The 12,498-nt window shown below is 71.5% G+C and carries 13 protein-coding genes; 9 read left to right on the top strand and 4 right to left on the bottom strand.

Features of this window, described 5'->3' with window-relative positions:
* Positions 1 to 73 precede the first annotated feature (73 nt).
* Positions 74 to 709: a Maf family protein gene (locus F1C12_RS08215; RefSeq protein ID WP_185278849.1), complete on the bottom strand. Its 636-nt coding sequence runs from the start codon at positions 707 to 709 to the stop codon at positions 74 to 76.
* 24 nt (positions 710 to 733) lie between these two features.
* On the opposite strand from F1C12_RS08215, the gene F1C12_RS08210 reads away from it, so the two are divergent.
* Genes F1C12_RS08210 through F1C12_RS08195 form a run of 4 tightly spaced genes read left to right on the top strand, consistent with a single transcriptional unit; the run spans position 734 to position 5,021 of the window.
* Positions 734 to 2,023, top strand: a complete 1,290-nt coding sequence (locus F1C12_RS08210; RefSeq protein WP_185278277.1) for a class I SAM-dependent RNA methyltransferase — start codon at positions 734 to 736, stop codon at positions 2,021 to 2,023.
* 40 nt (positions 2,024 to 2,063) lie between these two features.
* Positions 2,064 to 2,723 carry a response regulator transcription factor gene (locus F1C12_RS08205; protein WP_185278276.1) on the top strand — a complete coding sequence of 220 codons (660 nt, stop codon included), beginning with the start codon at positions 2,064 to 2,066 and terminating at the stop codon, positions 2,721 to 2,723.
* Positions 2,710 to 3,990, top strand: coding sequence for a sensor histidine kinase (locus tag F1C12_RS08200; protein WP_185278275.1), 1,281 nt, complete (start codon positions 2,710 to 2,712; stop codon positions 3,988 to 3,990). The genes F1C12_RS08205 and F1C12_RS08200 overlap by 14 nt, the downstream gene beginning before the upstream one ends.
* The gene (locus tag F1C12_RS08195) at positions 3,987 to 5,021 is read left to right on the top strand and encodes a hypothetical protein (protein ID WP_185278274.1); all 1,035 of its coding nucleotides are present in this window, start codon (positions 3,987 to 3,989) and stop codon (positions 5,019 to 5,021) included. The genes F1C12_RS08200 and F1C12_RS08195 overlap by 4 nt, the downstream gene beginning before the upstream one ends.
* 430 nt (positions 5,022 to 5,451) lie before the next feature.
* On the opposite strand, the gene F1C12_RS08190 is transcribed toward F1C12_RS08195, so the two are convergent.
* Together F1C12_RS08190 and F1C12_RS08185 are read right to left on the bottom strand one after the other, a co-directional pair.
* The gene (locus F1C12_RS08190; RefSeq protein WP_185278273.1) at positions 5,452 to 5,706 is read right to left on the bottom strand and encodes an acyl-CoA carboxylase epsilon subunit; all 255 of its coding nucleotides are present in this window, start codon (positions 5,704 to 5,706) and stop codon (positions 5,452 to 5,454) included.
* Positions 5,703 to 7,316 (bottom strand): acyl-CoA carboxylase subunit beta, encoded by a 1,614-nt coding sequence (locus F1C12_RS08185; protein ID WP_185278272.1) that lies wholly within the window; start codon positions 7,314 to 7,316, stop codon positions 5,703 to 5,705. Before F1C12_RS08185 ends, F1C12_RS08190 begins: the two co-directional genes overlap by 4 nt.
* Positions 7,317 to 7,392: 76 nt before the next feature.
* Between F1C12_RS08185 and F1C12_RS08180 the strand changes: the two genes are divergently transcribed.
* On the top strand, positions 7,393 to 8,154 hold the full coding sequence (locus F1C12_RS08180) for a biotin--[acetyl-CoA-carboxylase] ligase (RefSeq protein ID WP_185278271.1): 762 nt from the start codon (positions 7,393 to 7,395) through the stop codon (positions 8,152 to 8,154).
* 8 nt (positions 8,155 to 8,162) lie between these two features.
* Complete coding sequence (locus F1C12_RS08175; RefSeq protein ID WP_258046178.1) at positions 8,163 to 8,711, top strand: PH domain-containing protein; 549 nt, start codon at positions 8,163 to 8,165, stop codon at positions 8,709 to 8,711.
* Here F1C12_RS08175 and F1C12_RS08170 read toward each other — a convergent pair.
* The gene (locus F1C12_RS08170) at positions 8,673 to 9,254 is read right to left on the bottom strand and encodes a GtrA family protein (RefSeq protein WP_185278270.1); all 582 of its coding nucleotides are present in this window, start codon (positions 9,252 to 9,254) and stop codon (positions 8,673 to 8,675) included. The genes F1C12_RS08175 and F1C12_RS08170 overlap by 39 nt on opposite strands.
* Before the next feature lie 120 nt (positions 9,255 to 9,374).
* On the opposite strand from F1C12_RS08170, the gene F1C12_RS08165 reads away from it, so the two are divergent.
* The 3 genes from F1C12_RS08165 to F1C12_RS08155 all read left to right on the top strand — a co-directional run bounded on the left by F1C12_RS08165 (position 9,375) and on the right by F1C12_RS08155 (position 12,443).
* On the top strand, positions 9,375 to 10,514 hold the full coding sequence (locus tag F1C12_RS08165; protein WP_185278269.1) for a 5-(carboxyamino)imidazole ribonucleotide synthase: 1,140 nt from the start codon (positions 9,375 to 9,377) through the stop codon (positions 10,512 to 10,514).
* A 61-nt stretch (positions 10,515 to 10,575) separates the two neighbouring features.
* Complete coding sequence (gene purE / locus F1C12_RS08160) at positions 10,576 to 11,079, top strand: 5-(carboxyamino)imidazole ribonucleotide mutase (protein WP_185278268.1); 504 nt, start codon at positions 10,576 to 10,578, stop codon at positions 11,077 to 11,079.
* Positions 11,076 to 12,443: an LCP family protein gene (locus F1C12_RS08155; protein ID WP_185278267.1), complete on the top strand. Its 1,368-nt coding sequence runs from the start codon at positions 11,076 to 11,078 to the stop codon at positions 12,441 to 12,443. The genes purE and F1C12_RS08155 overlap by 4 nt, the downstream gene beginning before the upstream one ends.
* The last annotated feature ends 55 nt before the right edge of the window (positions 12,444 to 12,498 follow it).

Raw genomic sequence — 12,498 nt, 5'->3', positions numbered from 1 at the left:
CAGCTTTTGGACGATCCCCACAAAAAAGCCTGTGCGCCACGTCAGAGGGTCGACAAGTGACAGCGCGGCCGGGTCATGCCCGGTTCCACAGCTCCGTCCACTCCACGCCCAGCCGGCGCACCAGGTCGCGCAGGGTGGACAGCGACAGTCCGACGACCGTGCTCGGGTCGCCCTCCACGCGTGTGATGAACGGGCCGCCGAGACTGTCGATCGTGAACGCGCCCGCGACCTCCAGCGGCTCGCCGCTCGCCACGTACCCGTCGATCTCCGCGTCGGTGACGTCGGCGAAGGTGACGGAGGCCACGGCCGTCGCCCCGACCGCGCCGTTCTCGCGGCCGTCGCGGTGGTCGATCAGCCAGTGCCCGGAGTGCAGCATCCCGGTGCGGCCGCGCTGCTGGAGCCAGCGCTCGCGCGCGACCTCCGGCAGGTGCGGCTTGCCGTGGATGCGGTCGTCGATCGCGAACGCCGAGTCGCCGCCGAGGATGAGGCCGTCGATCGGCTCCCCGTCGAGCGTGCCGCGGACGGCCTCCGCCTTGAGCCGCGCGAGCAGCTGCACCATGCCCTGCGGCGAGAGCGGCCCGTGCTCGGCCTCCGCCGCCGCGACGGCCGCTGGCTCGTCCACGTGCGACGGCACCACGATCGGCTCGACGCCGGCCGCGCGCAACAGGGCGAGGCGGGCGGGGGAGGTGGAGGCGAGGTAGAGGCGCATGGTCACCTGTGGGATGCTCGAGGGATGCCCCAGAAGGACGAGGTCGAACTCGACATTATCAATGTCGCGCACGGCGGCGTGTTCGTCGCCCGCCACGAGGGCCGCGTGGTCTTCGTGCCCGACACCATCCCGGGGGAGCGCGTCCGCGCCCGCGTGGCCGACCGCGCGCACGACCGGTTCTGGCGCGCGGAGCTGCTGGAGGTCCTGGAGCCGGCGGCCGAGCGCCAGGAGCACGTCTGGGCCGCCGCGTCCGCGAGCCGCGCCCCCGAACAGAGGGCGGGCGGCGCCGAGTTCGGCCACATCCGGCTGGACCACCAGCGCGAGCTCAAGCGCCGCGTGATCGTCGACGCCCTCCAGCGCACGGCGAAGCTCGACGCCGCCACCATCGAATCGCTCGGCGCCGACGGCGGCCCCGTGGTGGAGGCCGTCGCCGGCGAGACCGGGGATGGCACCGGCTGGCGCACGCGCGTGCGCCTCCAGGTCGGCGAGGACGGCGCGATCGGTCCGTACGCCGCCCGCACGCACACCATCGTCCCGGTCTCCGACCTTCCGCTCGCCACGGCCGCCGTCGAGGAGTCGGCCCCGTTCGGCCAGCGGTTCTCCGGCGCGGAGTCGGTGGACGTCGTCGCGACAGGCGACGGCGCGACCCACGTGCTCGTCAACGACCTCCCGGAGCGGCGCGGCAAGCGGCTGATCCGTCCGCGCCGCCGTCCGGTGCCGATCCGCGAGCGGGTGGGCGAGCGGGAGTTCCGGCTCGACGCCCGCGGGTTCTGGCAGGTGCACCGCCAGGCGGCGGCGACCCTGACGGAGGCTGTCCGCTCGGCGGTGGACGAGGCGCTGTTCGACCCGCGCGCGGCGAACCTCGATCTCTACGGCGGCGTCGGCCTCCTCGCCGCAGCGCTCGGCGACCGGTTCGGCCCGACCCTCCGCATCACCTCGGTGGAGGCCGACGAGGCTGCGACCGACGACGCCGCGGAGAACCTCGCCGAGTGGGTCGGCGCCGCCGCCGTCACCGCACGCGTGGAGCGCTTCGTCACCGGGCTGGCCGCCGAGGCCACCGCGGCCGAGCGGTCCCGGCTGCGCGCCGCGACCGTGGTGCTCGACCCGCCGCGCTCGGGCGCAGGGCGCGAGGTCGTCGACGCGGTCGCGTCGATGCGGCCAGCGCAGGTCGTCTATGTCGCCTGCGACCCCGTCGCCCTCGCGCGGGATGTCGCCTACTTCGCCGAGTGGGGCTACCCGCTGCGCACCCTGCGGGCATTCGACCTGTTCCCGAACACGCACCATGTGGAGGCCGTCGCCACGCTGACCCCGTGATCGACCGGAATACCTGCACCCGCGCACTACGATGGTCAGCATGGTGCGAGTGGCAATCGTCGACGATCACGAGTCCGTGCGGCTCGGGCTCAAAGCGGCCTGTCAGGACGCGGGCTACGAGGTCGTGGTCACCGCGGCGACGGTGGACGACTTCGTCCAGCAGCTCGGCGCGCAGGAGTGCGACGTCGTCGTCCTCGACCTGTCGCTCGGCGACGGCTCCAAGGTGACCGACAACGTCAAGCGCGCGCAGGCCACCGGCGCCGCCGTGCTCGTCCACAGCATCGCCGACCGGGTGGCCAGCGTGCGCGAAGCGCTCGCCGCGGGCGCCGCCGGCGTCATCCCGAAGTCCTCTCCGACCACGACGGTCATGAACGCGATCGCGACCGTCGCGCGCGGCGACGTGCTCAACAACCTGGAGTGGGCCACCGCCATCGACGCGGACAGCGACTTCGCGAAGGCGCAGCTCGGCCGCCGCGAGCGCGACGTGCTGCACCTCTATGCCTCCGGCCTGCCGCTCAAGGCGGTCGCGGCCCAGCTCGGCATCGCCAACTCGACGGCGCGCGAGTACCTCGACCGCATCCGCGTGAAGTACGTGGAAGTCGGCCGTCCCGCCCCGACGAAGGTCGACCTCCTTCGCCGCGCCGTGGAGGACGGCATCCTGCCCGGGCTCGACCCCGACACGGGCAATGAGCGCGCCTAGCGCTCCGCGCTCCGCCTCCGGAGCACCCGTCGAGTCGGCCAAGCCTCGCAACCCGCTCAGCAGAGCCAGGATCGAGCGGATCTCGGACCGCACCGTGTCGGCCTTCGGCCTCGTGTTCGGGCTCCAGACCTTCCCGACCGCGCTCGGGCAGCTCGGGGCGTTGCGCAGCCCGTGGGGCGTCATCATGCTGGTGCTGGTCTTCGGCGGGCTCGCCTTCACCGTGCTGCTGGCGATCTTCGCGCAGCGTTTCGTGAAGGTCACGATGGGCGTGCTGTCCGTCGTGTACTTCGTCGCGATCCTCACCTGGCCGCTGCTCGTGGCCGACCCGAAGGCGTTCACGACGGACAAGCCGTGGGTCTGGTTCCTCTGCTCCGTCTTCACCGCGTTCGCCGCCGTCGCGTACCCGCTGTGGCTGGCGATCGCGTACACGTTCATCACCCCGATCGCGTACGGCATCGTGCGCGCCCTGCCCTCGGGCGGCGGGGTCGGCGCGGAGCTGGCCGGCCTCGACGCCGTCTACGCGATCATCCTCGGCGGCGTCATCCTCGCCATCATCGCGATGATGCGGCAGGCCGCGACCGCCGTCGACGTCGCGCAGAGCCAGGCGCTCGCCAAGTACGGCAACGCCGTGCGCCAGCACGCGACGGAGGTCGAGCGCGTGCAGGTGGACGCCATCGTGCACGACAGCGTCCTGACGACGCTGCTGTCCGCCGCCAGCGCGCGCACGCAGGAGCAGAAGGACCTCGCCGCGCGGATGGCCGCCGACGCGATCGGCCACCTCCACGCCGCGGAGGCGTCGGGTCCGGAGGATCAGACCCAGGTCGGCGTCGAGCAGCTCTCCGACCGCCTGGTGACCGCCGCAAAGGCGTTCTCCTCGCCGTTCGACGTGGACGCGCGCGACCACGACGAGCTGCACAGCCTCCCGGTCAACGTCGCGGAGGCCGTCTACTCGGCGGCCGTGCAGGCGATGGTCAACAGCATGCAGCACGCCGGCGGCGACGAGGTCCGGCGCAGCGTGATCGTCCGCGGCGGCGAGCACGGCGCGGCGGTCCGGGTGATCGTGACCGACGACGGCCGCGGCTTCGACGCCGACGAGGTCCCGGCCGAGCGGCTGGGCCTGCGCGTGAGCATCCGCGAGCGGCTGGCGAAGGTCGGCGGCCGCGCGAACGTGGAGTCGGCGCCCGGCCAGGGCACCACCGTCACCATCGTCTGGCCCGCGGGCGAGCACGGCTCGCTCGTGGAGCGCGAGCAGGAGGCCGCCGGATGATCACCCTCAACCGCGTGCTGTTCCTCGGCCTCGGTGCGCTCTTCTCGGCGTACCACCTGTTCCTCGGGCTGTCGTCGCTGTCCATCCCCGGCTCGCCGGGACCGGCCATCGTCGCGATGGCGCTGTACGCGGTCGCGACCGTGATCAGCCTGTGGCCGACCAGCCCGACCAAGATGCCGCTCTGGCTCGCCGCCTTCGACCTCGCCGTCTGCGTGGTCATCCCGATCCTGGTCACCAGCGAGCTGAACCCGGCCAAGGACAACGGCTACGCGACCTGGTACGTCGCGGCGGTCGGCACGCTCATGACGATCGCGGCCGTCCGCCGTCAGCAGTTCGTCGCGTGGGTCGGCGTCGGCTTCCTGGCCGTGCAGACCGTGGTCTGGGCGGGTCCCGGCGCGCTGGCCGGGCTGGGGGTGATCGGCTCGGTCGTCTGGGTCGGCGTCGCCGTGGTCATCTCCGGCTCGCTCGCCAAGGCCGGCCGCGACGCGCTCCAGTTCGCGCGGGCCGAGCGCGAGGCCACCGAGTGGCAGGCCGCGCAGGAAGCCCACGTCATGGAGCGCCAGCTGCGCCTGCGCCAGACCTACCGGGTGGCCGCGCCGATGCTCGCCGAGATCGTGCGGCGCGGCGGCGACCTCACCGAGGCGGAGCGGCGCGAGTGCCGCTACCTGGAGGGCGCCATCCGCGACGAGATCCGCGGCCGCCGCCTGCTCAACGACGACGTGCGCCGGGAGGTCATGGACGCCCGCCGCCGCGGCGTCGTCGTGAGCCTGCTCGACGAGGGCGGCATCGACGACCTCGACCAGACCGGCCTGGAGACCGTGCTGCGCCGCCTGGCGGACGCCATCCGCGGCACGACGACGGACAAGCTGATCGTGCGGACCGTGCCCCGGTCGTCCAAGACCGCCGTGACGGTGGTGGGCCTGCGGATGTCCGACGACGGCGCCGCGAACGCGCTCGGCGCGGAGTCGGAGGACGACGAGGTCGACCTCTGGCTGGAGATCCCGCGTCCGCTGGTCGACGCCGTCCGCTGACCCGCACCCGCTCCTTCGCCGAAGGGCACGTAAACGCCCCTAAAACGCACGTTTAGAGGCGTTTACGTGCCCTTCGGCGGAAGCGACATAGGGGTTAACGGATGAAAGGGGCCGACACCCGAATTTGTCGGCCCCTTTTCAAACCCCGAGTCAGGACGACAACCCGAATATCGTCCTGACTCGCCCCCAAAGCACTCGCCCGCTTACCCTAGTCGGCGAGTGATTGGCGGTGTAACTCACGAGGAGAGACACCTAGCAATAACAATATTGTCGGCAGCGGCGAGAAATACATAGTCGTCATTTTGGGGGACCCGCGGGGGACACTTTCCGGGACCCCCGTGAGCGCCCGTGGCGGATTGCCGCGTGTCCCGCGAGTGGGGGACACGCCCGTCGGGGTACAAACGCCGTTTCGGGGTACGCGCGGCGCGCGTCAGCCCGAGAACGACCGCCACACGCCGGGTCCCGGCGTGAGCGGCTTCCGGAGGCCGCGCTGCGAGCGCTCCCAGCCGTCCGGTCCGCGCTGCGGGCGGGCGTCCCGCGCGGCCGCAGCGGCCTCCGCCGCGGCCGTCGCGAGCACGGCCGTGACCGCCGCGATCTCCTCGGGCGTCACGCCCTTGGTGAGGAATCGCAGCTGCGACGGGTCGAGCGGGGACGGGCCGGCCGATGCCTCGTGCGCGCCGGTCACAGCGGGATGTTCCCGTGCTTCTTCGGCGGCAGCGACGCGCGCTTGGTGCGCAGCGCCCGCAGCGCCTTGATGACCGAGATGCGCGTGGCGGCCGGCTCGATCACGCCGTCCAGCTCGCCGCGCTCGGCCGCGAGGAACGGGCTGGCGACGTTGTAGGTGTACTCGCTGGCAAGCCGGGCGCGCACGGCGGCGACGTCCTCGCCGGCCTCCTCGGCGCGCTTGATCTCGCCGCGGTAGAGGATGTTGACCGCGCCCTGGCCGCCCATGACCGCGATCTCGGCCGTCGGCCAGGCGAGGTTCATGTCGGCGCCGAGCTGCTTGGAGCCCATCACGATGTAGGCGCCGCCGTAGGCCTTGCGGGTGATGATCGTCACCAGCGGCACCGTGGCCTCCGCGTACGCGTAGAGCAGTTTCGCGCCGCGCCGGATGACGCCGGTCCACTCCTGGTCGGTGCCCGGCAGGTAGCCGGGGACGTCCACCAGGGTGAGGATCGGGATGCTGAACGCGTCGCAGAACCGCACGAAGCGCGACGCCTTCTCGCCCGCGTCGATGTTGAGCGTGCCCGCCATCGAGCTCGGCTGGTTGGCGACGATGCCGACCGAGCGGCCCTCCACGCGGGCGAAGCCGATCACGATGTTGGGCGCGAACAGCGGCTGGATCTCCAGGAACTCGCCGTCGTCGACGATGCCCTCGATGATCGTGGTCACGTCGTACGGCTGGTTGGGGGAGTCCGGGATGATCGTGTCGAGCCGGCGGTCGGCGTCGGTGATCTCCAGCTCCGGCTCCGCCTCGAACACCGGCAGCTCGGCCAGGTTGTTCTGCGGCAGGTAGCTGAGCAGCGTGCGGGCGTAGTCGAGCGCGTCCTCCTCGTCGCTCGCGAGGTAGTGCGAGACGCCCGAGATCTTGTTGTGCGTGAGGGCGCCGCCGAGCTCCTCGAAGCCGACGTCCTCGCCGGTGACGGTCTTGATCACGTCCGGGCCGGTGACGAACATGTGGCTCGACTTGTCGACCATGATCACGAAGTCGGTGAGGGCGGGGGAGTACACCGCGCCGCCCGCCGCCGGGCCCATCACGATCGAGATCTGCGGGATGACGCCGGAGGCCGCGGTGTTGCGGCGGAAGATCTCGCCGTACTTGCCGAGGGCGACCACGCCCTCCTGGATGCGCGCGCCGCCGGAGTCGAGGATGCCGATCATCGGCACGCCCGTCTTGAGCGCGTGGTCCATCACCTTGATGATCTTCTCGCCGGCGACCTCGCCGAGGCTGCCGCCGAAGATGGTGAAGTCCTGGCTGAAGACGGCGACGTTGCGGCCGTGGATGGTGCCGACGCCCGTGACGACCGCGTCGCCGTACGGGCGCTTGGCCTCCATGCCGAACGCGTGGGTGCGGTGGCGCACGAACTCGTCGAACTCCACGAACGAGCCCTGGTCGAGGAGCAGGTCGATGCGCTCGCGGGCGGTCAGCTTGCCCTTCGCGTGCTGCTTCTCGATCGCGGCCTGGCCGCTCGCGGTCACGGCCTCGTGGAACCGCTCCTTCAGGTCGGCGAGCTTGCCGGCGGTCGTGAAGGGATCGGGGGTCTGACGTGCTTCGGTGTCGGTCACGCCGTTCACTCTACCTGCCAGCCGAACAGCGATGCCGTCTACGGATTCCTACAAATCCGCGCGCGTTCGCTGGCAGAATTGAGCAATGAACTTCCGTCGCAGCCGGGCTGTCGTCCCCGTCCTCGAGGTGCTGCCGGAGGCCGCATCCACCAACGATGTGCTGCAGGCGCGCGCAGGAGACCTGCCCGACCTCGCCGTCGTGGTCACCGACAACCAGACCGGAGGCCGCGGCCGGCTCGGGCGGGTCTGGGTGTCGCCTCCCGGCAAGGCGCTCGCCATCTCGGTGCTGCTGCGGCCGGAGGGCCTCGCCCCGGAGGCGCTGGGCTGGTTCCCGCTGCTGGCCGGGGTCGCGATGAGCCGCGCGCTCTCGGGTTTCACCGACAGGGAGGTCGCGGTCAAGTGGCCGAACGACGTGCTGATCGAGGAGGCCAAGGTCTGCGGCATCCTCTCGGAGCTGCTGCCGGGCATGGACGGCGTGATCGTCGGCGCCGGGGTGAACCTGACGCTGGAGCAGGACGAGCTGCCGACGCCGACCTCCACCTCGCTCGCCCTCGCCGGCGCGCACGACGTCGACCCGGACGCGGTGCTGGCCGCCTACCTCACTCAGCTCAGCGTGCTCTACCGCGAGTTCGTGGCCGCGGGCGGCGACCCGGTCCGCAGCGCCCTGCGCGACGAGGTGGTGGAGGCCTGCCACACGATCGGCCGCTCGGTGCGGGTCGAGCTCCCCGGCGGCGACGTGCTGCTCGGCACGGCCACGTCGATCGACGAGTCCGGCAGGCTGATCGTGGACTCGGATGACGGTCCGACGGCGGTGGCGGCGGGCGACGTGACGCACCTGCGGTATTAATGGGATACATGAGCAGTTCGCCGGAGGGTACGCCCGCGCCGCCTCCCGAGCGGGTCATCGCCCGCCTCCGGTCGAACGCGCGTGCGCTGTTCTGGCCGAGCCTCGCTCTGATCGCCGCGGCCGGCGCCGTCGGCTTCTTCGCCGGGCGCGTCTCCGAGGTGTGGGAGATCGTGCTGGTGTGGAGCGCGGCCGCCGTCGCCGTCCTCCTGCTGTTCCTGCTCCCGCTCGCCGTCTGGCTGAGCAGGCGCTACACGATCACCACGCGCCGGCTCATCATCCGGCACGGCTTCTTCGTGCGGGTGCGGCAGGAGCTGCTGCACAGCCGCGGCTACGACGTCGCCGTGCGGCGCACCTGGCTGCAGAGCATGTTCCGCTCCGGGGACGTGCGGATCAACTCCGGCCTCGACCACCCGGTGGTGCTGCGGGACGTGCCGAAGGCCGACCAGGTGCAGCGCGCGCTCAGCGAGCTGATGGAGCACGCGCAGACGGTCGTGGCGGTGCGCAGGCAGCAGTCGGAGTCAGTCTCCGACGAGACCACCGTCTGGGGTTCGCGCTAGCGTCGAGCCCGTCGTCGCGGCCGGCTCGGCGGTGGTCGTGGTGGTGGCGCCGACCGTTGCCGCCGTCTCGGCCTTCGCCTTCGAGCGGGCCGCGCGTGCGGGGGAGAACACCCACCAGCGGTACAGCGCGAAGCGGAACAGCATCCCGACCGCGAGGCCGACGACGTTCGCCGAGATGTTGTCGGCGACCGGGCCGACCATCCCGAGCAGGTAGTGCGAGATCCACACGCAGACCAGCGGGATGCCGGTGCCGGTGGCGAGGCTGACGGCGAAGAACTCGACACCCTCGCGTGCGGCGTTGTCCTGGCGCTGGCCGGAGAACGCCCAGTAGCGGTTGCCGATCCAGTTGGTCAGGATGGCGATGACCGTGGCGATGATCGTCGAGTAGATCGTCGCGTGCTGCACGTTGCGCAGCACGATCAACAGCATCACGTTGAAGACGACGAGGTTGACGCCGAAGCCGACGGCGCCCACCGCGCCGAACTTGATCAGCTGCGGGAGGATGCGCGCCGCGCGGTGCGCTGTTGTCGTCTCGGTCGTCATGCTCCAGCCTGGCTATGCGGGAAGATAGGGAGTGCGTTCGCCACATTACGCGGCCCGGGTGTCCGGTATCTGGGAGTTGCCCGCGCACCGTGTGAAGAGTATCGAGGAGAGACATCGGAGATGGCCAGGAACAAAGTCGGTGTGATCGGCGGCGGACAGCTGGCCCGGATGATGATCCCTCCCGCGGTGGAACTCGGCATCGACATCCGCGTGCTGGAGGAGGCCGAGGGCATGAGCGCCGACCTGGCCGCGACCGGCGTCGGCGACTACCGCGACCTCGACACCGTGCTCGCGTTCGCCGAGACCGTCGATGTCGTGACGTTCGACCACGAGCACGTGCCGCCGGCGATCCTGCGTGAGCTGGTCGGCCGCGGCATCCCGGTGCACCCCGGCCCCGACGCGCTGCTCTACGCCCAGGACAAGCTGCAGATGCGCGCCAAGCTCAGCGAGCTCGGCCTCCCGGTGCCGGACTGGGCCGCGGTGGAGTCCGCGGACGAGCTCGGCGCGTTCCTCGCCGACCACGGCGGCCGCGCGGTCGTGAAGACGGCGCGCGGCGGCTACGACGGCAAGGGCGTGCGCGTGGTGTCGGAGGCCTCCGGGGCCGACGACTGGTTCCTCGCGCTCGCCGAGGACGGCCACGGCGGCGCGCTGCTGGTGGAGGAGCTGGTGGATTTCCGCCGCGAGCTGGCGCAGCTCGTCGCCCGCCGCCCGTCCGGCGAGATCGCAGCGTGGCCGGTGGTGGAGACGGTGCAGCGCGACGGCGTCTGCGCCGAGGTGATCGCCCCCGCGCCCGGCGCGGCCGGCAAGGTGGCCCAGGTCTCCGCCGACATCGCCCGCCGCGTCGCAGAGGGCCTCGGCGTCACCGGCGTGCTCGCGGTCGAGCTGTTCGAGACCACCGACGGCCGTGTGCTGATCAACGAGCTGGCGATGCGCCCCCACAACAGCGGCCACTGGTCGATCGAAGGCGCCGTCACGGGTCAGTTCGAGCAGCACCTGCGTGCCGTCCTCGACCTCCCGCTCGGCTCGACCGCGCCCCGCGAGGAGTGGTCGGTGATGGTGAACATCCTCGGCGGCCCGGCGTCCGGCTCGCTGCAGGACCGCTATCCGGCGGCGCTGGCTGCGCACCCGGAGGCGAAGTTCCACGGCTACGGCAAGGCGCCGCGGCCGGGCCGGAAGGTCGGCCACGTCACTGTGGGCGGCGACGACCTGGACGACGTCGTCTACCGGGCGCGGGCGGCGGCGGCGTTCTTCGAGGGCTGAGCCCGCCCCACCCCGCGCGCCTAACCGTTCCACCCCGCACGCCCGACCTATCCTGGGTCCCATGCCCGCACAGCCTCAGCCCCTGGTGTCCGTGATCATGGGCTCCGACTCCGACTGGTCGGTGATGCAGGAGGCCGCTACGGTCCTCACCGAGTTCGGTGTCGCGCACGAGGTGGAGGTCGTCTCTGCCCACCGCACGCCGGAGAAGATGATCGCCTTCGGCCAGGAGGCCGCCGGCCGCGGCGTGCGCGTCATCATCGCAGGCGCGGGCGGAGCCGCGCACCTGCCCGGGATGGTCGCCGCTGTCACCACGCTGCCCGTGATCGGCGTCCCGGTGCCGCTCGCGCGGCTGGACGGGCTGGACTCCCTGCTCTCCATCGTGCAGATGCCCGCCGGCGTCCCCGTCGCCACCGTCTCCATCGGCGGGGCCCGCAACGCCGGGCTGCTCGCCGTCAAGATCCTCGCCACCTCCGACCCGGAGCTGTCCGGCGCTCTGGCACGCTTCGCCGCCGACCTCGAGGCGAGCGTGGAGGAGAAGAACCGGGCGCTGCAGTCCCGGCTATGAGCGCGGCCACCCCGCTCCGCCATCCCGACGCCTCGTCGCCGGGGGAGATGACCGCGCGCGGCTGGTGGCTGGTCGGCCTCAACATCCTGCTGCCCGGCACACCCCAGCTGGTCGCAGGCAACCGGGTGCTCGGCCGGGTCGGCATCTTCGCGACCCTGCTGCTCTGGGTGCTCGGGATCGTCGCCCTCGTCCTGATGCTCGTGTCGCCGTCGTCGCTGTACACGTTCGCGACTCAGGCCGGGAGCCTCACCGTCGTGCAGCTGCTGCTCATCGGCTACGCCATCCTGTGGGTCGTCCTCACCCTCGACACCCTGCGGCTCGTGCGGCTGGTCAAGGCGCGGGCGAACATGCGGGGCTGGATCGCCGCGTTCTCCGTGCTCGTGCTGGTCGGGCTGGCGGGGACAGCCGCCTACGGCTCCGCGGTCGCCGGCTCGGCGCGCGGGGCGCTCGGCGACATCTTCGCCGACAGCGCTCCCGTCGCCCCGGTGGACGGCCGCTACAACATCATGCTGCTCGGCGGCGACGCCGGGCCCGACCGCCAGGGGCTTCGCCCGGACAGCATGTCCATCGTCAGCATCGACGCGAGCACCGGGAAGGCCGTCACGATCGGCCTGCCGCGCGACCTGAACCCGGTGCCGTTCTCGGCCAAGTCCCCGATGCGCACCCTCTATCCGGACGGCTACGGTTACCACGACAAGTGCGACGTCGACGTCTGCCAGCTCAACTCCATCTACACCGAGGTCGAGCTCTATAAGGCAGGCCTCTACCCGAACGCCAAAAAGAACCAGAGCGAGCCGGGGATCGAGGCGATGCGCGACGCGCTGGAGGGCGCGACCGGGCTGACCATCCAGTACTACGTGCTCATCGACATGCAGGGCTTCGCCGACCTCATCGACGCGCTCGGCGGCGTCGACATCACCGTGACGGAGAAGGTGCCGATCGGCGGCGACGAGAACCTCAACGGCGTCGTGGAGTGGATCCAGCCCGGCCAGCACCACATGGACGGCTACCACGCCCAGTGGTACGCCCGGGCGCGGCACGGGACGAGCGACTACGACCGGATGGCCCGCCAGCGGCAGCTCCAGGACGCGATCCTGAAGCAGTTCAGCCCGCTGAACGTGGTCACCAAGTTCCAGGACATCGCCAAGGCCGGCGCGCAGGTGATGAAGACCGACATCCCGCAGTCGATGCTCGGCTACTTCGTCGACCTCGGCATGAAGACGCGCGCCCAGCCCGTCGACAAGCTGGAGCTCGTGCCGCCTACGATCCCCGACCCGACGAAGCCCGACTACACGCAGATCCATCAGCTGGTGAAGCAGGCGCTGGCGCCGTCGACCGCGACCCCCACGCCGTCCGGCCACTGAGCCGGAATCCGCGGAATTCCGCGCTTCGAACCGCGCCATCGCTCCCAGGTGACCC

Source organism: Leifsonia shinshuensis, from assembly GCF_014217625.1.
In the GTDB taxonomy this organism is placed as follows: domain Bacteria; phylum Actinomycetota; class Actinomycetes; order Actinomycetales; family Microbacteriaceae; genus Leifsonia; species Leifsonia shinshuensis_A.
This window is presented reverse-complemented; position numbering and strand designations above follow the sequence as displayed.